This is a genomic window from Clostridium sp. chh4-2 (assembly GCF_002899675.1).
Taxonomy (GTDB): Bacteria; Bacillota; Clostridia; order Lachnospirales; family Lachnospiraceae; genus CHH4-2.
This window is the reverse complement of the sequence record NZ_PKUU01000025.1, coordinates 74,543-98,557: the sequence shown is the minus strand read 5'-3', so window position 1 is coordinate 98,557 and position 24,015 is coordinate 74,543. Positions and strand designations below refer to the sequence as shown.

Genomic DNA, 24,015 nt, shown 5'->3' with positions numbered 1-24,015 from the left:
TGGGATTTTTGCCTGCTTTCCCGCATTTTATTACGGTCAGCGCAGTAAATGCGCAGACCTACTGAACAGTTACATACTTTCTAATATTGTAGCAGATAAAAAAACAGTTTTCTACGTTTTCACAGAGATTTCACAGTTGGCCGTGAACAGTAACGTTGGCCGTAAAGCGGGCCTTTCAAGTGATCGGATCAGCTTTCAGACATGTTATCGGTCAGCAGACTGATGAACAGTTCCATGAGCGGACTGATCCATTTATTCTTATGATGACCGCATACTCCGGTGATCGTCCTGTGTTTCAGCTCCGTCTGTATCTCTTCCAGTTCCCCGTTCTCCAACTCCTCTTTCACCGTAAATTCCGGCAGGTAGGACACGCCCATATCATTTTTTACCAGATTTTTTATGGTGGGAATGCTCCACAGTTCAATGGTATGATCCAGCACAATCTCCTTTTCTCTCAGATAGGATTCAAACATCTGACGGAAAATGCAGTCCGGCTCATCGATGATAAACGGCACATTCATCTGCTGGCCGGGTGTGATGAAATCCGGGTATCTCCGCTTCGTATCGGCGGAGGCCACTAAGGCCAGGGAATATTCGCCGAACGGATAGGTGCGGATCGACTGTTCCAGCCCTCCGATCTCCCGATAGAAAAGTCCCAGGTCAATGGTTCCTTCCATCAGTTCCCTTCTGATCTCATAACAGTTGGTGGAACGCAGGAACAGCCTGGCATTGGGGGCGGCTTCGTGAAACTGTTTTAAAATGGGCGGAAGCTTATAGCACAAAAAGGACTCTCCAACCGCAATCCGCAGGTCTCCCCGCAGTCCGTCCGATGCTGTTCCAAAATTCTGCATCCTGTCCACAGAAGCCAGCACCTCATCCACATAGGGGATCAAGCTTTCTCCCGCTTTTGTCAAAACCATTCTGCGGCCAATCTTTTCAAAGAGCTGAGCGGACAGCTCCTGTTCCAGCTGCTGCATCTGAAATGTGATGGTGGACTGGGTATAGTTTAACATCTCGGCGGCCTTGGAAAAGCTTCCATAAACCACGATATGTTTAAATGTGTTCAGATATTTTAAATCCATTCCTGCGCCTCTCTTTACTTCAATAAAATCAAATTATTTTTATAATTATTTCAATTTGTTTTAATATTATTTTGATTGTATTATATTCCAAAAGGAGGATGATAACAAGTGCTGACTACTATTTTAATTTCTTATCTGCCCTATGCTATGATAACCGCATTCACCCCCGGGCCCAATAACATTCTGGCGCTCAACACCATGACCTCTTACGGATGGAAACGCGGAAAACCCATGATACTTGGGATCGCTTCCGGCTTTACATGCGTGATGGTCATCTGCGCCGCCGGCTGTTTTGGTATGGCAGGAGTTCTGCCCGCTTTTACTTCGTTCATGAAATACATAGGGGCGGCATATCTGATTTGGCTGGCCGTACACATCGTTTTAAGCCGGCAGGATAACACGGAAAGCGGCGGAAAAAGTTCTTTTTGGAACGGGTTTTTGCTGCAGTTTATGAATGTGAAAATTATACTCTATGCGGTCACTATTTATACATGCTATGTGCTGCCGTTTTCCCGTTCCGTTCCGTCTCTCGCGGCTTCTGCCTTTTTGAATACAGCCGTCGGCATCCTGGGTACACTTACCTGGGCTATGGCGGGAAATGCACTTCAGTCCGGCATCGGAAAGCACCGGAAGCTTTTCAACTGGGCTATGGGGATTATTCTGATTTGGTATGGAATCAAGCTGGTGATATAAAAAACTTGATTTCTAATCCAACAAATCTTATTTATCCTCGGCTAGCCAAGCAACAGCCGGAAAGAAGGGGAACCCCAGGCAGGCGGCGGAAGGAATATGATAAATGGGGATCGTATGGAACCCCTTAGTTGTACTTAGATCTGCAGAGACAAAAAGAGACAGGTAGAAACTGATTTCCAGGTCAGTTTCTAAAGCGCCCCCTGAGCAGTGAAGTCATCAGGAGTTCACTGCGAATGGGCGCTGCCCTGTCTCTTTTTGTCTTTGCGGGTCTTAGTACATCTTAGGGGCGAATCCCGAATCCCCATTTATCATATTCCTTCCGCCGCCTGCCTGGGGTTCCCCTTCTTTCCGGCGTACCTTAGTTAACTAAATAAAAATTGCCAATCCCCGCGCCCGGCTTTCGCCGGCCGCAGGATTGGCAATCGATTCAATTCTATTATCTTAATTCAGTTGTTGGAATGGTGTCCATATCGTCGAATGCCTGGTTCTCGCCGCCCATAGCCCAGATAAAGGTATAGTTGCTGGTACCTGCTCCTGCATGGATGCTCCAGGATGGGCTGATAACTGCCTGCTCATTCTGCATTACGATATGTCTTGTTTCATTTCCTTCGCCCATCATATGAAATACTACGTTGTTTTCCGGAACTTCGAAATACATATAAACTTCCATACGTCTCTCATGTGTATGAGCCGGCATGGTGTTCCAAACGCTGCCCGGATCTAAAACAGTCATACCCATGGATAACTGGCATGTTTCAAGAACATCCGGATGGATGAACTGGTTGATCACACGCTTGTTGGATGTTTCCATAGCGCCAAGAGGTTTCTTAGCTGCGTCTTCGATCGGAATAAATGTGGTCTTGCATGCCTTGTGGGCAGGTGCGCTTACCATATAGAATTTTGAAGGGTTGGAAGCGTCATCGCTGGAGAACAGAACTTCTTTTGTTCCCTTTGTGATGTATAAGCAGTCTTTATATCCCATCTTGTATTCAACGCCGTCAGCTTTGATCACACCTGATCCGCCGATGTTGAAAATACCGATTTCACGTCTCTCAAGGAAATAGCTTGTACCAAAATTAGCCCAGATATCGATTCCTTTATCAATGGAAACAGTCTCTGTCGTAGGCATACATCCCAATGTTACCATACGGTCAACGTGAGAATATACGGCTACCACTTCGTTGGGAACATATAAGTTCTCAATCAGGAACTCATCCCTTGTCTCCTGTGTTGTATAACGTTTAAAGTCTCTCTGGTTGCAAGAATAACGAATATCCATTGTAAACATCCTCCTTAAATTTATGTCTTATTATGTACTTGTATACACTTTACATCTGTTTTCATAATAACACAAATGCCTTGTGATTACAAGGCATTTTAAATATATGTCCATATTTTCTTTTCGCTCAAAAGACATTTTCTATAAAAAAGTGTATACAAGCATCACGAGAGGAATCGTGATTAAGGACAGGGTTGTCGTCACCCCGAAAAGCTCGGATGCATAGATGGCGTCCTTTCCGTACCGGAGGGCGAATAAGGTTCCTGTCGATCCAGCCGGACAGGCTGTGGCTAAAACTACCGTGGTTGTAACCATGGGGTCCAGATGAAATGCATTTAAAACAACCATGGTTATAAGCGGAATCACAAGAAGTCTGAGCGAGCTGATCAGATATATCCTCTTTTTCTTCAGCATCTTAATCAGGCTGCTGTCTGCCAGGGAAGCGCCTGCTACCAGCATTGCCACCGGAGTGTTCATGTCTCCTAAAGCGGCCAAAGGTTCCCGGATCATTTCCGGCAGTCGGATCTGGAAGAGATAGAAAATGAGGCCGGCTGCAATTGCGAATATGGTCGGCGTTTTCATCGCCTTCAGCGCCTCTTTTGCCGTCTGCTTTCCAATCATCAATAAAATTCCGTGGGTCCAGACGAACAGGTTGAACACGGTTATGTAGGCGGTTATGTAAAATACGCCGTCAGCGCCAAAGATTCCATTGACCAGGGGGATTCCCATAAAACCGCAGTTGGAATAAATGGCGGCCATGCTTTCAATTCCATAATTTTCTCCCGAACTTTTCCGGATGAATACTTTTGTGATGAGAATTGCGATAACATGGCTTACAGCAGCCAGAAACAGAGCCATGAAAAGCCCTTCCAGCTGCTGTCTGCTGAATTCCCTCTGATAGGAACAGAAAATCATCAGTGGTGCGATCACCATCAAAAGAAGATTGGATAATTTTCCGTTTGTTTCGGAGGTAATAATATTTGTTTTGAAACAAACCGCACCGATCATCGCCATCACAAACATGGTGATGATCTTATACGCGGTTATGGCTGCTAATTCCATCTGACCTTCCTTTATTCCTGAGCGCCTTTACTCACTTCAATGCCAAGTTCTTCCAGCTGCTTCACATCTACAACGGACGGAGCTTCCGACATCAGACAGGACGCATCCTTCACCTTAGGGAATGCGATCACGTCGCGGATGCTGTCACAGCCTAACATCAGCATTGCCACACGGTCTAAACCGTATGCCAGACCTGCGTGAGGCGGAACGCCGTATTTAAATGCATCTAACAGGAAGCCGAACTGCTCATAAGCGGATTCCGGTGTGAATCCAAGAACTTCAAACATCTTGGACTGAATATCGGCCTGATGAATACGGACAGATCCGCCGCCCAGCTCCGTACCGTTTAATACGATATCATAAGCTTTTGCCCGGACTGCGCCCGGATCGGTGTCGATCATATGCCAGTCTTCTTCCATAGGCATAGTAAACGGATGGTGCATTGCCATGAAACGTCCCTGCTCTTCGGAGTACTCTAAAAGCGGGAATTCTGTTACCCACAGGAATTTGAAATCATCTTTTTTAAGCAGATTCTGCTGTTTTGCCAGTTCCAGACGCAGGTTGCCAAGCACGTCGTAAACAACTTTATTCTTATCCGCTGCAAATAAAAGCAGGTCGCCAGGCTTTCCGCCCATAGCTTCCACAAGCGCGGTCAATTCTTCTTCCTTCATGAATTTTGCAAAGGAGGATTTATAAGTTCCGTCTTCATTTACAGCCAGATAGGCCAGGCCTTTTGCGCCGAAGCCTTTTGCAAATTCAACTAATGCGTCGATCTTCTTTCTCGGCATAGCGCCCTGTCCTTCTGCGTTGATTCCGCGGACAGAACCTCCATTTTCAAGAGCGCCTTTAAATACTGCGAACTCACAGCCCTCCACCACTTTTGAAACATCTTTTAATTCCATGCCGAAACGCATATCCGGCTTATCGGAACCAAAACGGTCCATGGCTTCCTGCCATGTCATCCTTTGGATCGGCAGTTCGATATCGTAGTTCAGAATCTCCTTAAATAACTTCTGCAGAAGTCTTTCATTGACATCCAGCACATCGTCCACATCCACAAATGATAATTCCATGTCGATCTGTGTGAATTCCGGCTGTCTGTCCGCACGAAGGTCCTCGTCGCGGTAGCATCTTGCCAGTTGGAAATAACGGTCATATCCGGAGCACATCAAAAGCTGTTTGTAAATCTGCGGAGACTGTGGAAGCGCATAGAAGGAACCTGGATGCACGCGGCTTGGAACCAGATAATCGCGGGCTCCTTCCGGGGTACTCTTAACCAGAGTAGGAGTTTCGATCTCCAAAAATCCTTCTTCTGCCAAAAACTGTCTTGTGAGAATCGCGATATCGCTTCGAAGCATCATATTCCTTTGAATATCAGGTCTTCTCAGATCCAGATAGCGGTATTTCAGACGAAGTTCTTCTTTCGTCTTGCTGTTTTCCTCAATCGGGAAAGGAGGTGTTTCCGACTCGGATAAGATGCGCAGGCTGTTGGCACGGACTTCAATCGCTCCGGTTGCCAGGTTTTCATTCACTGCGCCGGAACGGGCTTCCACCCGTCCTGTAACGGCCACAACGAATTCGCTTCTCAGCTTCTCAGCTTTTTCAAAATTTTCTGTTCCACAGTCGCTCTCTTCAAATATTAACTGGATGATACCGGAACGGTCTCTTAAATCCACGAAAATGATGCCGCCTTTATTTCTGCTCTTCTGTACCCAGCCCATAACGGTCACTTCCTGGCCGATATTAGCGGTTGTAACTTCTGTACATCTGTGGGAACGTTTCAGTCCCCTCATTGACTCTGCCATGACTTTTCTCCTTTTACGCTCGTTCTGCTCTCTATTTTAACGCTTCTTTATAAAATTCCTTAAATTCCAGATATCCTTCTTTCTGAAGCTGCTCTTTCTGGAATTTTTTATTCTTGTTCATCTGGGAAACCAGAACCTGAACTCCCTCGGACCGTTCCTGCATGGCCTCTTCGATTACCTTGGACATCACCTCGCTGCTGACGCCTTTTTCAATCAAATATGCCTTTTTAGCCTTGGAACCAGGCACAGTAAATCCATTTTCCATCAGAATTGTTATGATTCTTTCAAAACCGATGGAAAATCCGCAGGCCGGCGTTTCCATGCCGGTGAATTTGCCGATCATCTTGTCATAACGGCCGCCGCCGCCCACTGATCCAGGGAAACCTTCCACTTCAATCTCAAAAATAGTTCCCGTATAGTAGGACATGCCGCGGACTAAGGTCGGGTCGAACACGATATCGAATTTGCAGGAAGGAACATTGGCCACGCTGTCCATGATCACGGCCAGATTCTCGGCTTTTGCCGGCTCCATCACTTCTGCAAGGACTTCTCCCAAACTGCGGACGCCTGACGCGTCATGGGTCACGGAAGAAAACAGTCCCAGATATTTTTTCACCTGGTCTGCGTCATATCCCATCTCAGTCAGCTCTGCCTCTACGCCGTCCATGCCGATCTTGTCCATCTTATCTAAAGAAATGAAGATCTTATCATAATCGTCTTCCGGGAAGCCGCAGTAAGCTGCCATTCCTTTTAAGATGTTGCGGTCGTTGATGCGGATGCGGTAATTATATTTGTCAAAACCGATCTTTCCAAGCAGGGTTGTGGTAGCTAAAATCAGCTCGATCTCAGCCAAATTAGTAGGATCGCCTAAAATATCGATATCACACTGGACAAACTGTCTGAAACGTCCTCTCTGAGGGCGGTCGGCTCTCCATACGGAGCCCATCTGAAGGGCTTTGAACGGAGCCGGAAGCTGTGCCGCATTGTTGGAATAATACCGGCAGAGGGGTACAGTAAGGTCGTAGCGCAGTCCGCTGTCCACCAGATCCTTTTCCTCCTGTGCTGTCTCCAAATTCAGTTTTTCGCCTCTCTTCATGATTTTAAAGATCAGCTTTTCATTATCGCCGCCCTGCTTGCTGGTTAAATTCTCAATATGTTCCACGCAGGGAGTTTCAATCGACTGGAACCCGAAACCGCGGTAGGTTTCTTTTATCTGATTCATCACATAATCCCTTACCTGCATCTCTGCGGGAAGGATGTCTTTCATGCCGGTAACCGGCTTCTTTTTCAGTGTTGCTGCCATAATTTCCTCTCATTCTGCCGCAGCTGCGGCTTTTCTAATTCAAGGGACCACCGGATTTAACATTAAGGGTGAAGGCATTTTCGAAAATGCCTTGACGTTTTACTTTAAACGTGAAGGCATTTTCGAAAATGCCTTCACCCTTAATGTTAAATCTTGATGGCCACGTTCTATTTTAAATTACATTTCTAATTTTGCAAGCAATTTTTCCTTTCTTGCTATCATTTCATCTGTTTTTTGAATATACAGATCCACATCCTTCACATTCTCCGCCCGTTCCAGCCTGTTTTCCGAAGCATAGAGCACTTTTGTCGTAGTTCCCGCGCCGCAGGCTGCGATGGTCTGCTTCTCTTCCATAATCAGAATATTATAGATACATGCCTTTCCGGGAAGCGCATAACCTACATTTTCAAAATTCCCGGCCATGTTCTTCTGGCGGTACAGATAATAAGGTTCCATGCCCATCTCTCTGGCATATCTTGCGGTCAGGTCGATCATCTCCTGGGTGTTGGTAATCTTCAGGTCTGCATATTTTTCTTTAAACATGTTGAGGCGGGCGGCTCTCTTGATGGCAAGGGAATGAACCGTTACGCTGTCCGGCCCTAACGCCTTGATCTCTTCCATGGTACTTACCACGTCTTCCATGGTTTCTTCGGGAAGTCCGATGATCAGGTCCATATTGATGTTGTCAAATCCCATCTCACGGGCCAGTTTAAAGCAGTCCTTCACCATTTCCACCGTATGATGGCGGCCGATCAGGTCCAGGGTCTCCTGCTTCATGGTCTGCGGATTGATGGAAATGCGGTCCACGCCGTGTTTTTTCAGCACTTGGAATTTTTCCCTGGTAATGCTGTCGGGCCGTCCTGCTTCCACGGTAAATTCCTGAACGGATGAAAAGTCAAATGTCTCTTTTAATTTGGTGATCAGCCGATCCAAATCTTCGGCCGGAAGGGAGGTGGGGGTGCCGCCTCCGAAATACACCGTATCCAGAGTCCGTCCTTTCATCCTCTCTGCCACGTATTCCATCTCATGAAACAGAGCTTCCAGATAGAGATGGGTTCTGCCCTGCCATTTGCCGATTGGGTATGAGGTGAAGGAACAGTACAGACAGGTGGTTGGACAAAATGGAATTCCGATATACAGGCTGTACCCATGTTCATAATCAATGGTGGACAACAGCTGTTTTTCCCGTTTGGCAATCTCTATGCTCAGCGCGATTTTTTCATCGCTGGTATAATACGTATCTTTCATGTAATGATAAATCTGTTCCTCTGTCATGCCTTCCTGAAACTTGGTCATGGCGATTTTGGTAGGGCGGATGCCGGTCAGAGTTCCCCAGGGAAGTTCTTTTCCGGTGCGCTCTTTCAGCATCAGATACAGATGCCTCTTTATCCTGTTTTTTGTTTCAAAACGGTCCTGGTAAATCACAGCGAAAGAGCATTCCTGCTCGAAAGGCTGTTCTGCCGCTTTCATCCGGAGGGTGAAATTTGAATGGGAATCATCCAGGATTCCTTGTATTTCAAATGTATTATCTGTGGTTTCTTCGTGGGAAAATGTCTCTCCCGGATAGAAAGCCATCAATAATTCCCTGATATCCTGCTCATAGGCAGAATCATTTAGCAATATTCCTATCATAGTTTTATCAATTCCTATCTTCTTCTCATATAAACCGCAACCGGATTATATTTTTTCTCGTGTCCAATGGTGGTGGGCTCTCCATGGCCCGGATAAACCATGATATCGTCTTTTAACGGAAACAGCCGTTCTGTTATGGACTTCACAATCTCCGAAGAACTTCCGGTGGGCAGATCCGTTCTGCCGAGAGAATCCGCAAACAGCGTATCCCCGCTGATCAGCACATCTTCGTCTTCGAACAGATAGCATACGGAACCAACCGTATGGCCCGGCGTCTCCAACACCTTGATCTTATATCCTGCCACAGTGATGACTTCATTATCCCGCAGCAGATAATCCGCTTCCATGCTGGTCTGTTCCGATCCCATGGTACCGGAAAGGTTCTGATACGGGTCTTTCAACAGGTTCTCCTCATTCATCCCCATATACACGGTTACCCGGAATGACCGCCTGATATCGTCCACAGCCATGATATGATCAAAATGGCCGTGGGTCAGAAGAACTGCGGCGGGAGTTACCCCCAGCTCTCTGCACCTGTTTAAAATATACATCCCGTTATCCGCCGGATCAACAATAATGCCCTCTTTTTTATTCTCATTATATATGATATAACAATTGGTGCTGACCATTCCCAGCACACAAGTCTTAATACGAAAATCGCTCATGTTCCCTCACCTTCCATTTCCTGTTAGACAGCTGTTCTAATATCAGCAGAAATCATCTCCTATGATATGAGAAAAACTGCGATATCCTACCCCGCAGTTCTCTCAATATCTAATACGCCTTCAATTTGTCTCAATTTATCTGTCAAACGATTCAATTCCTCAATTCCATGTATGTCAAATGTCATAATAATCGTGGCTTTTCCCTGTTTGCTGGTCCGCACATTCATGGACGTAATGTCGATCTGCCGCTCTGTGAAAACCTTGGAAATATCTACGAACATGCCGATCCGGTTGTTTGCATAGATCTGGATCTCTGTGGAATAGCGCTCGCGGTTTTCGCCGCCTTCCGCCTGCTGCCACTCGGCATCAATCAGTCTGGCCCTCTCGTCTTCCGGAAGGTTGATGATATTGATGCAGTCCGTTCTGTGTATGGAAACGCCACGGCCTCTGGTCACAAATCCCACGATCTCGTCGCCCGGAACCGGGCTGCAGCATCTGGAGAAACGCACCGCCACATCGTGAATTCCCTTTACCACAATGCCGCTCTTGGATTTTTTGGAAACAGGAACCTTGTTGGTCATCTCCGCAATGCCGTCTAAGATGTTGGTGTCCGTCACTTCTTTTTTCAGTTTCTTTTCCCGCTCATCCAGCATCTTGTTGATGATCTGGCCTTCTTTCAGGCCTCCGTGTCCGATGGAAGCGAGAACCGAATCCCAGTCACGGAACGCATAACGGGCCATAACCTTTTCCATGTATTCCGGTTTATTGATATCGGATAAGTTGATGCCCTTCGCCTTGCAGTAGCGTTCGATCATCTCCTTACCTTTTAAAATGTTGTCTTCTTTCAGTTCGGTCTTAAACCACTGGTTGATCTTATTCTTGGCCTGTGTGCTCTTAACCAGGGAAAGCCAGTCACGGCTGGGCCCCTTGGAGTTCTGGGACGTGATGATCTCGATTCTGTCGCCGTTCTGGATCACATAATCGATATTGACCAGTTTTCCGTTAACCCTGGCTCCCACCATCTTGTTTCCCACCGCACTGTGAATCGAATATGCGAAATCGATGGGAGTGGAACCGCTGGGAAGGGTTTTCACATCTCCTGACGGAGTAAAGCAGTAAACGCTGTCTGAAAACAGGTCCAAGTCGCTCTTAATCAGGCTCAGGAACTCTTTGTTGTCCGACATGTCCCGCTGCCATTCCAGAATCTGACGAAGCCAGCTTAACTTGGCCTCTTCATCCCCTGCCGCCACCTGGCCGCTTCCGCTCTCTTTATACTTCCAGTGGGCCGCAATACCGAATTCCGCGGTGCGGTGCATCTCAAAGGTTCTGATCTGAATCTCAAATGGGCGTCCGCTGCTGCCGATCAGCGTGGTATGGAGGGACTGGTACATATTGGGTTTCGGCATGGCGATGTAATCCTTGAAACGGCCCGGAATCGGCTTGTAAAGCTCGTGGATCACTCCCAATGCGGCATAACAGTCCTTTACGGTGTCCACAATAATGCGGACTGCGAACAAATCGTAAATCTGGTCCAGGGTCTTATCCTGGTTCACCATCTTTTTATATATACTGAAGAAATGCTTCACTCTTCCGTCCACCTGGGCTTCAATCCCGGCTTCCTTAATCTGCTTTTTCACTTCTTCCACAATTTCTTTTACAAATGCTTCTCTTGCATCCCTGCGCAGTGTGATCTTTTCCGCCAGATCATAATAGACATCCGGCTTTAAATACTTTAATGAAAGGTCATCCAGTTCGATCTTGATCTTGGAAATGCCCAGACGGTGAGCGATGGGGGCATAGATCTCCATGGTCTCTTTGGCCTTTTCCTTCTGTTTCTCAGGCCTCATGTACTGGAGCGTTCTCATGTTGTGGAGACGGTCGGCCAGCTTAATCAGGATTACGCGGATATCCTTTGCCATGGCTAAGAACATCTTGCGCAGATTTTCCGCCTGAATCTCCACTTTATCCATGGACCAGGACAACTGGGTCAGTTTCGTGACGCCGTCCACCAAAAGGGCAACCTCTTCTCCGAATTCCTTGGCAACCTCTTCTCCGGTCATCACCGTATCCTCCACCACATCGTGAAGGATTCCGGCGACTATCGTCTCCTTATCCAGTTCCAGATCCGCCAGAATAATGGCAACGCAAAGAGGGTGAATGATATAGGGTTCACCCGATTTTCTCTTCTGCTCTTTGTGGGCATCATATGCGATCTTATAAGCTTTTTCTACCAGGCTGATATCATCAGACGGGTGGTATTTCCGTATGCTTTTAATCAGATCATCATAGAGCTCTTCCGGGCTTGTAAAGTCCGCCGGAGCCTCCAGCTCTATATTCAGTTTTTCCGAAACCGTATCATTTGTCATAGATCGTCACCTTTTCTGCAGGAAATAGTTATTCTACATTATAATTTTATTTAGAAAAAAAATCAATATTAAAATGTTACAAGAACTTTCAGAAACTTGTAATCCATACATTAAGGTTATCCAATAATTCCCCTGTCAATCAGGGATGCGATCTCTTCTGCGAAGTAAGTCAGGTAGATGGACGCTCCCGCCCGGTAGGATGCAACCGCCATTTCGGCAATGATTTTCTCTTCGTCTATGTATCCCATCTTCGCTCCGGCTTTCACCATGGCGTATTCTCCGCTGACGCTGTAAGACGCCACCGGCACGTCCACCATATCAGCCACTTCCCGGATCACGTCCAGATAATTCATGGCCGGTTTTACCATGATGATGTCAGCTCCCTCTTCCACATCCAAAAGGGCTTCCTTGATCCCTTCTTTCCGGTTGTGGTAATCCATCTGGTAGGATTTTCTGTCTCCAAATGCAGGGGCCGAACCTGCCGCATCCCGGAACGGGCCGTAGAAAGCAGACGCGTATTTCACCGCATAGGACATGATGGGAGTTCCCGTAAAACCGTTTTCATCCAATTGATTCCTGATTGCCAGCACGCGGCCGTCCATCATGTCGGAAGGAGCCACCATATCCGCCCCCGCCTGCACGTGGGATAATGCGGTCTTGGAGAGAAGTTCAAGGGTGGGATCATTGTCCACCTCATGTCCGCAGAGAACGCCGCAGTGTCCGTGGGAGGTGTATTCGCACATGCATACGTCGGTAATCAGATAGAGGTCAGGGAACTGTTTTCTGGCTTCCCGTAACGCTTTCTGAACAATTCCGTCCTCTGCATAGGCGCCGCTTCCCACTTCGTCCTTGTGGTCCGGGATGCCAAAAAACATCACGCTGTTTACCCCCGCCTTTTTCAGTTCTTCCAGCTTGTATGCCGCCTGGTCCACGCTGTAGCGGAATTGTCCGGGCATGGTTGGGATCTCTTCTTTAATTCCGGTTCCTTCTTTCACAAACATGGGATAAATCAGGGACGCTTTATCCAGCCTGGTCTCCCTTACCATCTTTCTGAGCAGTTCATTTCCTCTTAATCTTCTCGGTCTTTGCAGCATTTTTTCTTCTCTCCTTCTATAATTTGATCCAGAACATCCGTTAGTTTTCTGTTATCCTCATGATTTCTGACCGCAATCCTGTAATAGGTTTCATCCAGGCCTTCATAGTTGCAGCACCGGCGGATCATGATCCCGTATCTTAGCATTTTATCATATAAACCGGGACAGTCCTCCACCTGGATCAACAGATAATTGGCCTGTCCCGGAAATACTCGAATTCCACGTTTTTTTAATGCGGCTGTCAGCCAGTCTCTCTCTTCCCTTACATAAGCGGCAGACGTTTTCACAAAATCCCGTTCTGTTAAGGCCGCTCTCCCCGCCGCCGCCGCTATGGTATTGACGCTCCAGCCCTGCCCCGCAGACCGGATCTTACGAATCAGCTCCCTGTCGGAACAAAGAGCATATCCCAGCCGGATTCCCGGTATGGAAAACATCTTTGTAAATGATTTTAATATGACCATATGGGGAAAATCCTGTAAATACGGCACCATGGTATCATCCGCTTCTCTTTCTGTAAAATCCAGGAAGCATTCGTCTAAAACCAGGACCGTCCCTGTCTCTTCAGCCTTTTTGGCTATATCCAGAATAAGTTTTTTTTCTGTTAAAATACCTGTAGGGTTGTTGGGATTACATATAAACATGAGATCCGTCCCCACCGTTATGCAGTTTAATATATCTTCTGTAACTTCCAGTTTCCCGTTCAGTTGATAATGAACGATCTTAGCATCTGTCTGCTTCAGCGCCTCTTCATATTCCAAAAACGTGGGCGCTGTCACCAGCGCCTTTTTAGGCCTGATCCCATAGACCAGGCGGAAGATCAGATCCGCGGCCCCGTTGCCCGCCAATATCATCTCTTCCGGCACGTTGTGAAAAAGACTCAGGTCATGAACCAGAAGAGCGCAGTCCGGGTCCGGATAATAGATCAGTTCTTCAAGGCTCTTTTTCATAGCCTCCTTTACGCTCCCCGGAATACCAAGAGGGTTCATATTCGCTGAAAAGTCCAGACAATCTTCCGGCCTCACGCCAAGACTTGCAGATACGCCGTAGATATCTCCTCCATGTGTCTTCATCTCTCGTCTTTCCTCTCCGCCATAAACTGTTTGAGCCAGATTCTGAGAGATTGGGCCGCCTGTTTGGCAAGGCTGTGGTTCTTACCGTCCGCAACCACTCCGGCCACCAGTTCCCCTTCCCGGGCGATTCCCGGAAAATAAAAGCTGCACTGGCTTTCATCCCCCGCATGGCTGACCATAATTCCCCGCTCTCTGCATAATTTTGCAAGGCGGCCGTTGACATCCGGGCGGTTTGTCGCGGCCACAGCCAGATAAACGCCTGCCAAATCCGTTTCTCTTACGGGCCTTCTCTCCCAATGGACCTGGCCGCTCTGTTCCAGCTGTTCCATCTGGGCGCATCCATCCGGCGCCGCCACAAGGACAACCGCGCCGAATTCAGCTAAAACAGCAGCTCTTCTGGCCGCAATTTTGCCCGCTCCGGCCACCAGAACCCGTTTTTTGCTGATATCCACGAACAGCGGAAAGCGGGGATAATCCTGGGGCTCGCTTCCGATCAACCGGTCTGCCATCTGCTCTAACCGGCGGTTGACCTGGTGCACCGTCTCTATATAATCTCTCGTTTCTTTGTCATAGCTTTGATCATACTCCATTTGGCCCGTTACCACAATGAGTTCCTGACATTTGCCTTTCAGTTCATTCACTTTTTCGCAGACCAGCCGGATGGTTTCCTCCGCCGGATGGGCTGGGGTTTCCTCCGTTCCGAAATAGAAATTCGCAGTCAGGTTCACAATGCATTCCAACACCACCACGGCGTCACTTGGAATATCCAGCCGGTCGATGAAAACCGGGCATTCTACGGTCTGAAACCCTTTTTCTTTTCGCAGCTCCCGATGATGCTCCACCCGCTTTTTTCCCTCTTCCCCGAATGGGACCATGGTTGCAAGATAGATTCTTTTTTCTCCTAAACGAACCGCCAGCGCCTCCGCTTTGGCCGATTTCCCTGATTTTTCAGGCCCTGTTACCAGATACAACATAGCCAGTCCCCTTTCTTTCTTCGTAAATGCGCAGACCTGCTGAACAGTTACCTTTATTCAATCACTGCAATTGTTACGGGGTTTTGTCCCATCATCAGATGGTAATTTCCCGCTTTTTTCGCTTTCGCCGCCTGAACCTGAACGATTTCTATCTGGTATTCTCTGCCGAGAGCCGCGATTTCGGCCACTGTTTCCAGGGCGATGGCGTTGATTACAATCCTCACAGACGGATTTTTCCGTTTCAGAACTTCTATGATCTCTTTTAAATTGCCGGAAGAGCCTCCGATAAATGCATGGGTCGGAACCGGCAGGTTTAATAGGGCTTCGGGCGCTGTTCCTTCTATAATTTCCAGATTGGAAAGACAGAATTTATCCCTGTTTTTACCGATCAGCTCCGCCGCCAGCGGCTTCTTTTCAACCGCATACACCATGCCGTCTTCTGCTGCCAAAGCCAGTTCCACGGATACCGAACCGGTACCCGCCCCGATATCATAAACAACGGAATCCTGTTCCATCTGAAGTTTTGCTATGGAAATGCACCTCACTTCATCTTTTGTCATGGGCACCTTATCCCGTATAAATTGTTCTTCCGGAATTCCCAGAAGCAGCTTTTTCTTTTCAAACCGCTCATTTATAAAAACCGCACAGCACAGATTGGAAAATTTCTCCTTCACCGCCGTTCGGGGAGTTCCCTTAAAGATCCGTTCCTGGCCATAAGACAGGGAATCTCCAATATAAATGGTCACATCCTCCATCCCGAATTCTGTCATGAGAGCGCACAAACGGTGAAATTCCTCTTCCTTTCCCAACAGAGCAAATACTTTTCTGTGGCTCCGTATCTTTTGTATCAGATTCTGTTTTCTTCCGTGGACGCTGCATAAAAACATATCATCCCAGGATATGCCAAGCTTTGCGCAAAATGCGGATACGGAAGAAATTCCGGGAAGCAATGTGACCGGATATTCTTCCAGCTGATCCATGAGTTTTTTCGTTCCGCTGTAAAATCCGATGTCGCCGGACATGAGTATCATGATATTTTGATACTCGGGATGAGCTTTTATCCACTCCTTTATCTCCTCAGGCCGGTAGCTGTCAAAAACTGCCATTCCCCGTACTTTCGCCGCTTCCAGCATACGGCCGCTTCCAATGCATACGTCCGCTTCCGAAAGTTTTTGCAACACCTCCGACGTCATCATGTTCTCTGATCCAGGCCCGATCCCTGCTATGGTAATTACGGCCTTTTCTTCAATTCCGTACTGTTCCAGCAAAAGCTTTCTGATCTCTTTTGCCGTGTATCCTTCTGTCTCTTCCGGCCGTTTAATCACTACCGGAACCGCTCCGGCATCCTCACAGGCCTGGATTTTTTCTTCGAATCCGCCTGCCTGTCCGGAAGACTTGGTCACCAGGTAGCGGCAATGAAACTGACGGATCAGGGCCGCATTCAGCTCTCTGCCAAAGGGTCCCTGCATGGCGATCACATTTTTAGGAGAGATGTTCTGAGCCGTACAGAGTTCTAAGGAGGATGCGGTGGGAAGCACGCGGAAATACAGCCTGGATGGGTCGGATAACTCCATATAAGGCGCCAGTTCTTTGCTTCCGGTGGTTATCATCACATTTCCTTCTTTGTCTTTTAAATACTCTGCCGCTTCCCGGACAGATGCAACGCAGACGGCCCGGTCTGACCCGGCCAGCCCATGTTCTTCTTCCCTTAGAAGCCTGTAATACGGTACGCCTGCGCTTTCACAGGCCGCCTTTATATGCTGGGTGGCTTTCACCGCATAGGGATGGGTAGCGTCCACCACACAGGAAAAGCCGTGTTCATTCAGAAAAAGCCGGATCTCCTGCTGATCTTTATATCCGGTTACGACGGTTGTGTTTTCCTCTTTCGGAAGCAGCGTCTCGCCGTATTCGGTCGCCACGCTCACCCAGGATTCAATCCGATTCCGGCTTAAAAAGGAGGCCAGTTCTCTTCCCTCACTGGTTCCTGCAAATATCAGTACTGCATTCATTTCACATATACTCCTTTACTTTCTTCAGAAGATCCGGAACCTGTTTCGTTGCTCCTAAAAGTCCGTACTCATTGGAATACATCACGATTCCCGTCTCTAAGCGGCCATATCCCCTGCGCTCCACATAATAGAGGATTTTTTCCAACAGGCTTTTGGATACCTGTTTAAGCATTCCTGCCTGCTTTAAGACTTCCAAAGCTTCGTCTGTGGTCACACATTCTAAAATCTTGGCCGCCGTGGCCGCATCCCCGCCGCAGCGGATCACATGGGCTGCCATCAGTTCCGTCCTGGCGTCCGCATTTCTGGAATGGGTGTTCATGATGCCGCCTGCCAGCTTCACAAATTTTCCGATATGGCCGATCATCAGGATTCCCTTGGCTCCCGCCTCCATGGCCAAATCGATGCTCTCTCCGATGAAGTTGCTGGTCTTTACGATATACCGTCCGGGAATCTCATATTGATTCAGGGAGAAGGACTCCCCGTAATTGCCGGGAGAAAGGACAATGTAACCGTTCCCCTCCGCTAAAAGCTGCTTCATCTCTATTCCGATGCTGGCAATCAGAGCCGCTTCGCTCATGGGAATCACAATCCCGCTGGTTCCCAAAATGGAGATTCCGCCCACAATACCAAGACGGGGATTAAATGTCTTTTCCGCCGTTTTTTCGCCTTCCGGCACGGAAATCTCCACCTTAATCCCGCCCAAATCACCGTATTCCTTCAAAAGCGCTTCCATCTCTCTCGTTATCATTTCCCTTGGAACCCGGTTGATGGCTGCGGCTCCGGGCGGCTGGTCCAGGCCTTTCCTGGTAACCCGTCCCACTCCGGGGCCGCCGTCTATCTCAATTCCCGGTTCTTCTGTTCTGCTCACCTTTGCCATGATGAGAAGGCCATGGGTCGCGTCCGGGTCGTCGCCTCCGTCCTTCCTGATTCCGCAGGACGCCCAGCCGTCGCCCTTTTCCAGCTCTTCTACCTCCAGATAAAGGCGGATTCCTTTGGGCGTCATAAGCTCCACATGATCCGATACAGTCCCTGAAAGCAGTGTAAAAAGAGCTGCCTTGGCCGCGGCGGCGGCACAGGAACCTGTTGTATATCCGCATCGGAGTTTCTTATTCTCTTTCCATACATATCCCTGGGGACATTCCTGTATTTCCTTATCCTGCATCATTTCCCGCCTTTCCGCCGCTTCTGACAGCTCATTCTCTTGTTATTCGAACCGGCAATTGTCCGGTAAGCGCTCAGACCTGCTGAACAATTACTCAAAATACATATATTCCATGTAAAACTCATTAAAGTCCTTGTCCGTGGACAGACCGATTTCCTCTGACCGGGCCACCAGCTGCTCCATCTCTTCTTTGGCGTGTTCTTTTGTGAGCGCCAGATAAGCGCCTCCTAAGGAACTGTTGCCCACAGTTTCGATCTTTCCGGCCAGTTCTTCCGGAATCATGCCGATTGCCACCGCCTTCTGCTGGTCGATCTTATATCCGAATCCTCCGGCCAAATAGACTTTATGGATCTGTTCATAGGAAACGCCGTATCTGAGAATCAGGGTTTCCAGTCCGGCTCTCACAGCGGATTTGGCCAGCTGAATCTCTCTCACATCCTTTTGAGTAAAGGATATCTCTTTTCCATCGGGCGCCAAAGCTAAAACCAGCCCGTCGTCGAAATATTCGTCATCCAAAAGCCCGGTTTCATCCACCAGACCGGTCCGTATCAGCTCTGCCGTAGTTTCAATCACTCCGGTTCCGCAAAGTCCGATGGGAGGCTGTTTTCCTATGGTTTCTATGGCAGGACGGTTATTCTGATCCAGGTTTACATGGCAGATCGCCCCCGCCACGCTTCCCATGCCGCAGCTGATATTTCCGCCCTCAAATGCAGGCCCGGCCGCAGTGGAGGTTACCAATATCCTGTCTTTACAGCCGATTGCCATCTCCCCGTTGGTTCCCAGGTCGATGAGCACGCTCACCTGTTCCGACTTATGAAATCCGCAGAACAGCAGCCCCGAAACGATATCTCCGCCCACGTAGGTGGAGATTCCGGGCAGGATTTCCACCGGACATTCTAACATCGTATCACCGAATACCTCTTCAAATGGACGGATAATGTAACTGATATCCACCGGGTCAAAGGGATATACGCCCAATGTTTCACAGGAAAACCCTAAAAGCAGATGGGTCATCGTGGTGTTGGCGCCTACGGCAATCTTTTTAATCTGATCCGCATCAATCCCGCCCCGGCTAATTACGGAACGGATTCCTTCTAAAAGATCTTTTCGGATGCAGGCCCTCAGTTCTTCCCCTTTTCCCTGGTTGGATGCCAGCATTCTGGATACCACGTCGGCGCCATAGGCCCGCTGGTGGTTAATGGAACTGTGGGAAGCGGCCAGGGCTCCGTCCGGAACGGAAATCAGATGAACTGCGATGGTTGTGGTTCCGATATCGATAGCGATGCCGTAACTGCTGCCTGAGGTTTTCGTCTGTTTTTTTTGTTCCTGGAATTGGCTCAGCACTTCGAAACTGTCTTCCTGTCCATTTTCTAAAAGGATGCTTACGTCATCCTGGGGATAAGCCAGACAGGAAAGACGGCAGCCTTCTTCCAGCTCTTTTTCCGTGAAAAATTTGCGGTCGGACGGGGATGGGGGCAGGCTGCCTTTTGTTACCCTGATCCGGCATTTACCGCAGATGCCCTTTCCCCCGCATACCGCGCTGAGATAGGTGCCATGGCGGATCAAACCGTCCATAATGCTTTCTTTATCCTTTAGTTCCATAAAATAGGTGCCGGATTGTTCCGTCACTTCCACCTGGACGGGAGGAATATTCCTCATCTTGCAGTCCAGTTTGGAACAGGCTCTGCAGTTATGCTGTGTGCGGAATACTTCACGGTCTGAAGTGAGCACAAATACCTGGCATGTGGATTTTACCGGATCGTACATATATCCCGAGGACAGGTTCATATCCAGTTCCTCTTTGGCGCGGAGGACTTCATATGCCTCCTTCTGGGCTTCCATGGGAATATCCTGAGGAGCCTCCAAGCGCCTGGCAATCCCCACATTCCTGTTTCCGCAGGCCTCTTTGATCTGTTCCTGCCAGGACCGTTCCAGGCTGAACAGGCAGGAGTCCGCCATGGCGTCCGCCAGCATGCCTTTTAGAAACTCGCCTTCCTTGAAAAGCTGATCCGCATAGGCGCTCACCTTGCGTCCCACGGTGGCGATCAGATAGATCACCGGGGTTCCTGCCGGATACTCTTTTGTCTCCGTTTCTTTCGTCAGCCGGGAAAATTCAAAAATTCCTGCCGGTTCGATCATCTTATAAACTTCTTCTTCCAGACTCTCATAGGATTCTTCCACTTCTTCATAAACGGGGCTGTCTTCATGACAGTCGATCAGCCGGAACACCTCATCCCGGTTCATTTTAGGCTGTAAATTGCTGATTTTCATGCTTGTCTCCCTTCCATCACCTGCGGCATTGGGATTTTTTTAGATTTATTGTATTATTTTTGGATTTTATACGGTTTTATGATATAATAGCTTTAATTAAGGGGGGAATTTTTATGGAATCTTATCTGTATACAATCGTAGCCAAAGAAAAACTTCAGGAACTTTTAGAAGCTTTCCATGCTTGTCTAAAGCTTCCGATTCAGGTGCTGGATGAAAACGGCAATGTTTTGGAACGCTGCGGCGACCCCAGCACATACTGCCGCCATTTTATCCCCTATCTTCCTCCCAATGATTCCTGCCAGAAGCTTCATGCAACCGCAGGAAAGCGGGCCATGGAGCTGGGTGAAACTTATATTTTTTCCTGTCATGCCGGTTTAAACCACATCGTTTTTCCGTTAATCAACCAGGAGGCCCTGTTTGGTTCCATTTTAGTAGGCCCCTTTTTAATGGAAAATCCAGACTCTCTGCTCATCACGGACCTGCACAACAATTATCCGGATATTCCCCTGGAATCCCTGCTGGATCTCTACGATTATGCGGGCCAGGTTACGGTGATTCCACCGTCCATGGTCACTCAGGTCAGCCGTCTTTTGTATCATCTGTTTTCCAACTTCGTATCAGACGCCAGACAGGAGCTGATCTTCAACCGCGGAAAGATTCATCAGCAGTCCAAGATCAACGAATCCATCCAGATGTACAAAAATCTGGAACTGGACAAGAAAATATCCTATCCGTTTGAAAAGGAACGGGAACTTTTAACCAAAGTAAAAACAGGCAACAAGCAGGAAGCCAGTGCGATCTTAAACGACCTGTTGGGCTATGTATTCTTCTCAGAGGGGAACAGCATCGAAATCATCAAAAGCCGGGCCTCTGAGCTCTGCTCCCTTCTTTCCAGATCGGCCATCGAAGGGGGTGCGGGAACCGATCAGATCTTAAAGATCAACAACCAGTTCCTGAAAAACCTTCAGACGGTGAAGAGCATCGACGCCCTCTGCTATATGCTTCAGGAAGTCCTGGATATCTATATGGAATGCATGTTCAGCCAGCTGAATACGAAAAATGGAGATGTGGTCAGAAAGGCCATGAAATACATATCCGAAAACTTCGCGTCTTCTCTGACCTTGGAAGATGTGGCGGATCAGGTCCACTTAAATCCTGCCTATTTTTCTTCCATATTCAAACAGGCCTGCGGTTCTTCTTTTAAGGAATACCTGAATATGGTGCGGGTGGAGGAGAGCAAGCGCCTTCTGGCCAACACCGATTATTCGTTGATTAATATTGCGATAGCCACCGGTTTTGAGGACCAGAGCTATTTTTCTAAAATATTTAAAAAGCACACGGGACTGACGCCTAAGCAGTACCGGTCCCATTGATTTACGGCAGCGGCAACGCCTTATCTTGCTATCTGGTAAAGGAGAGCATTACAGATAGAAGCGGCGATGTTGCTGCCTCCTTTTCTGCCTCTTGCAATGATGGACGGAACCTCATCTTTCAGAATCAGTTCTTTGGATTCCACCACATTGACAAATCCCACCGGGGTACCGATGATCAGCGCCGGATTAACCAGACCTTCTTTCATCATCTCATGCAGACGGATCAGCGCAGTCGGCGCATTGCCCACCGCAAAGATTGCCGGCCCATTGAGGGCGGCCCCCCGCTCCATGCATACGGTGGCCCGGGTTACGCCCCGCTCTTTTGCTTCTCTTGCCACATCTTCATCCGCCATAAAGCAGCGGACGCTTCCGCCGCATTTTTCCAATGATTTCTTATTGATGCCCGCTGCGGCCATATTGGTATCCGTGACGATAACCGCGCCCGCTTTCAGCGCCTCGATTCCCTTTTGAACCGCCTGATGGGAAAACACCAGGTTGTCCGCGTAATCGAAATCAGCCGATGTGTGGATGCAGCGTTTTACCACCAGAAATTCCTCTTCCGGCCAGGTTCTCTCCCCCAGTTCCCGGGCGATGATTTCCATGCTTCTTTTTTCTATCTCATCCGGTTTTACAAATTTTATCTCTTCTGCCATGCGTTTATTCTTCCTCCATCATGCGGTAGACCGCTTCCATATCAAAAGACGATCTGATCAGATCCGCCAGCTTGTCATACTGTTGTTCTTTGTATGCCTGCAGGTCAAAATCCTCTTCTTCCAGGCAGATTCCCTTTTTAAGAGCCAGCGCTGACGAAAGTGCGGCAGCCAGTCCGTCCGTATCGAAAATTCCGTGCAGATAGGAACCGAACACGGTGCCTTTTTCATTGGAAAGGCCGTCGGTTCTTCCGTCTAAAAGGCGCACTGCCTCTTTGCAGCCGCCCAGATTCACGGTCTGTCCCATATGGATCTCATATCCGGTCACTTCCTTTTCGCCGAAGGAGCCAAACATGGGAACCGGATAGAGAAACTGTCCGGTGGTCCGGGTTCTGGTCTTTTCCTGGGCGAATACGGTTTCCGCGTCCAAAAGCCCCATTCCCCGCATGCTTCCGCCGTGTTCCACGTTCATGGGATCGTGAAGCATTTTCCCTAAAAGCTGGAATCCGCCGCAGATTCCGATCACCGGAACGTCCTGTTCCGACAGGCGGAGAATCAGGGTTTCCAGGCCGCTTTCCCGCAGCCAGTTCATATCGTCCATGGTGTTCTTGGTTCCTGGAAGCAGCACCAGATCCGGGTTTTTCAGCTGCCCGGGGGCTGTCACATACCGGAGTGAAACTCCCTTCAGGCGCTCAAATGCGCTGAAATCCGTGAAATTGGATATGTGGGGAAGGCGGATCACCGCAATGTCCACACCTGCCCCGGCCGTCACCCGGTTCAGCCGGTCGGATAAGCTGTCCTCGTCGTCAATATCGATATTCTCCATGGGAATCACACCGACCATGGGGATTCCCGTTTTTTCTTCTATCATTCTAAGGCCCGGTTCCAGGATGGAAACGTCGCCCCGGAATTTATTCACAGCCAGGCCTTTTATCATCTTCTGTTCGTCCGGCTCCAACAGCTTCACCGTCCCGTAAAGGGATGCGAACACGCCGCCCCGGTCGATGTCTCCCACCAGGATCACCGGCGCATGGACCATTTTGGCAAGGCCCATGTTCACGATGTCATTTTCCCTGAGGTTGATTTCCGCCGGACTTCCGGCGCCCTCGATCACTATGATATCGTACTCTTCTGCCAAAGCGTCAAAGGCACGCTTTACGTCGGGTATGAACCTGGTTTTATCCCTGTAGTAGTCGACGGCCTTCCAGTTTCCCAGCACCTCGCCGTTTACAATCACCTGGCTTCCCACGTTGCTGGTGGGTTTTAACAGGATCGGGTTCATGTACACCGTGGGCTCAATTCCCGCCGCCTCGGCCTGCATGGCCTGCGCCCGGCCGATCTCCAGCCCGTCTTTTGTTATATAGGAATTCAATGCCATATTCTGAGATTTAAAGGGAGCCGTCCGGTATCCGTCCTGCTTAAACACACGGCAGAGTCCGGCCGTGACAAAGCTCTTTCCGGAATTGGACATGGTTCCCTGTATCATAATCACTTTTGCCGCCATATTTTATCCTCTCATTCGGAG

General features: G+C 48.6%; 18 protein-coding genes. 2 read left to right on the top strand and 16 right to left on the bottom strand.

Features of this window, described 5'->3' with window-relative positions:
* Positions 1–188: 188 nt before the first annotated feature.
* Positions 189–1,082 (bottom strand): LysR family transcriptional regulator, encoded by an 894-nt coding sequence (locus C0033_RS21875; RefSeq protein ID WP_103230048.1) that lies wholly within the window; start codon positions 1,080–1,082, stop codon positions 189–191.
* A 108-nt stretch (positions 1,083–1,190) separates the two neighbouring features.
* On the opposite strand from C0033_RS21875, the gene C0033_RS21870 reads away from it, so the two are divergent.
* Positions 1,191–1,775, top strand: a complete 585-nt coding sequence (locus C0033_RS21870) for a LysE family transporter (RefSeq protein WP_103230047.1) — start codon at positions 1,191–1,193, stop codon at positions 1,773–1,775.
* A 436-nt stretch (positions 1,776–2,211) separates the two neighbouring features.
* On the opposite strand, the gene kduI is transcribed toward C0033_RS21870, so the two are convergent.
* The 13 genes from kduI to C0033_RS21805 form a co-directional block, all read right to left on the bottom strand.
* Complete coding sequence (kduI, locus tag C0033_RS21865; RefSeq protein ID WP_103230046.1) at positions 2,212–3,054, bottom strand: 5-dehydro-4-deoxy-D-glucuronate isomerase; 843 nt, start codon at positions 3,052–3,054, stop codon at positions 2,212–2,214.
* Positions 3,055–3,195: 141 nt separating this feature from the next.
* Positions 3,196–4,116 carry an AEC family transporter gene (locus C0033_RS21860; protein WP_103230045.1) on the bottom strand — a complete coding sequence of 307 codons (921 nt, stop codon included), beginning with the start codon at positions 4,114–4,116 and terminating at the stop codon, positions 3,196–3,198.
* A gap of 11 nt (positions 4,117–4,127) precedes the next feature.
* Entirely contained in the window at positions 4,128–5,921 is a 1,794-nt protein-coding gene (gene aspS, locus C0033_RS21855) for an aspartate--tRNA ligase (protein ID WP_103230044.1), read from the bottom strand.
* Between the two features lie 31 nt (positions 5,922–5,952).
* Positions 5,953–7,224: a histidine--tRNA ligase gene (gene hisS / locus C0033_RS21850; protein ID WP_103230043.1), complete on the bottom strand. Its 1,272-nt coding sequence runs from the start codon at positions 7,222–7,224 to the stop codon at positions 5,953–5,955.
* A 177-nt stretch (positions 7,225–7,401) separates the two neighbouring features.
* The gene (gene hemZ, locus C0033_RS21845) at positions 7,402–8,856 is read right to left on the bottom strand and encodes a coproporphyrinogen dehydrogenase HemZ (RefSeq protein WP_103230042.1); all 1,455 of its coding nucleotides are present in this window, start codon (positions 8,854–8,856) and stop codon (positions 7,402–7,404) included.
* Positions 8,857–8,870: 14 nt separating this feature from the next.
* Positions 8,871–9,521 (bottom strand): MBL fold metallo-hydrolase, encoded by a 651-nt coding sequence (locus C0033_RS21840; protein ID WP_103230041.1) that lies wholly within the window; start codon positions 9,519–9,521, stop codon positions 8,871–8,873.
* An 86-nt stretch (positions 9,522–9,607) separates the two neighbouring features.
* Positions 9,608–11,887: a bifunctional (p)ppGpp synthetase/guanosine-3',5'-bis(diphosphate) 3'-pyrophosphohydrolase gene (locus C0033_RS21835; protein ID WP_103230040.1), complete on the bottom strand. Its 2,280-nt coding sequence runs from the start codon at positions 11,885–11,887 to the stop codon at positions 9,608–9,610.
* 116 nt (positions 11,888–12,003) lie between these two features.
* Positions 12,004–12,981: a porphobilinogen synthase gene (gene hemB / locus C0033_RS21830; protein ID WP_103230039.1), complete on the bottom strand. Its 978-nt coding sequence runs from the start codon at positions 12,979–12,981 to the stop codon at positions 12,004–12,006.
* Positions 12,957–14,051: a threonine-phosphate decarboxylase CobD gene (gene cobD, locus C0033_RS21825; protein ID WP_103230038.1), complete on the bottom strand. Its 1,095-nt coding sequence runs from the start codon at positions 14,049–14,051 to the stop codon at positions 12,957–12,959. The genes hemB and cobD overlap by 25 nt, the downstream gene beginning before the upstream one ends.
* A complete protein-coding gene (locus C0033_RS21820) occupies positions 14,048–15,025 on the bottom strand; it encodes a bifunctional adenosylcobinamide kinase/adenosylcobinamide-phosphate guanylyltransferase (protein WP_103230037.1) in 978 nt (325 codons plus the stop codon). The genes cobD and C0033_RS21820 overlap by 4 nt, the downstream gene beginning before the upstream one ends.
* Positions 15,026–15,078: 53 nt before the next feature.
* Entirely contained in the window at positions 15,079–17,034 is a 1,956-nt protein-coding gene (gene cobK, locus C0033_RS21815; protein WP_103230036.1) for a precorrin-6A reductase, read from the bottom strand.
* A gap of 1 nt (position 17,035) precedes the next feature.
* Positions 17,036–18,196: a cobalt-precorrin-5B (C(1))-methyltransferase CbiD gene (gene cbiD / locus C0033_RS21810; protein WP_103230035.1), complete on the bottom strand. Its 1,161-nt coding sequence runs from the start codon at positions 18,194–18,196 to the stop codon at positions 17,036–17,038.
* Positions 18,197–18,286: 90 nt separating this feature from the next.
* Complete coding sequence (locus tag C0033_RS21805) at positions 18,287–20,467, bottom strand: ASKHA domain-containing protein (protein WP_103230034.1); 2,181 nt, start codon at positions 20,465–20,467, stop codon at positions 18,287–18,289.
* 113 nt (positions 20,468–20,580) lie between these two features.
* Between C0033_RS21805 and C0033_RS21800 the strand changes: the two genes are divergently transcribed.
* Positions 20,581–21,840, top strand: a complete 1,260-nt coding sequence (locus C0033_RS21800) for an AraC family transcriptional regulator (RefSeq protein WP_103230033.1) — start codon at positions 20,581–20,583, stop codon at positions 21,838–21,840.
* Positions 21,841–21,860: 20 nt separating this feature from the next.
* Here C0033_RS21800 and C0033_RS21795 read toward each other — a convergent pair whose 3' ends face one another.
* Both C0033_RS21795 and C0033_RS21790 read right to left on the bottom strand, forming a co-directional pair.
* On the bottom strand, positions 21,861–22,493 hold the full coding sequence (locus C0033_RS21795; RefSeq protein WP_103230032.1) for a precorrin-8X methylmutase: 633 nt from the start codon (positions 22,491–22,493) through the stop codon (positions 21,861–21,863).
* 4 nt (positions 22,494–22,497) lie between these two features.
* Positions 22,498–23,994: a cobyric acid synthase gene (locus C0033_RS21790; protein WP_103230031.1), complete on the bottom strand. Its 1,497-nt coding sequence runs from the start codon at positions 23,992–23,994 to the stop codon at positions 22,498–22,500.
* Between the last annotated feature and the right edge of the window lie 21 nt (positions 23,995–24,015).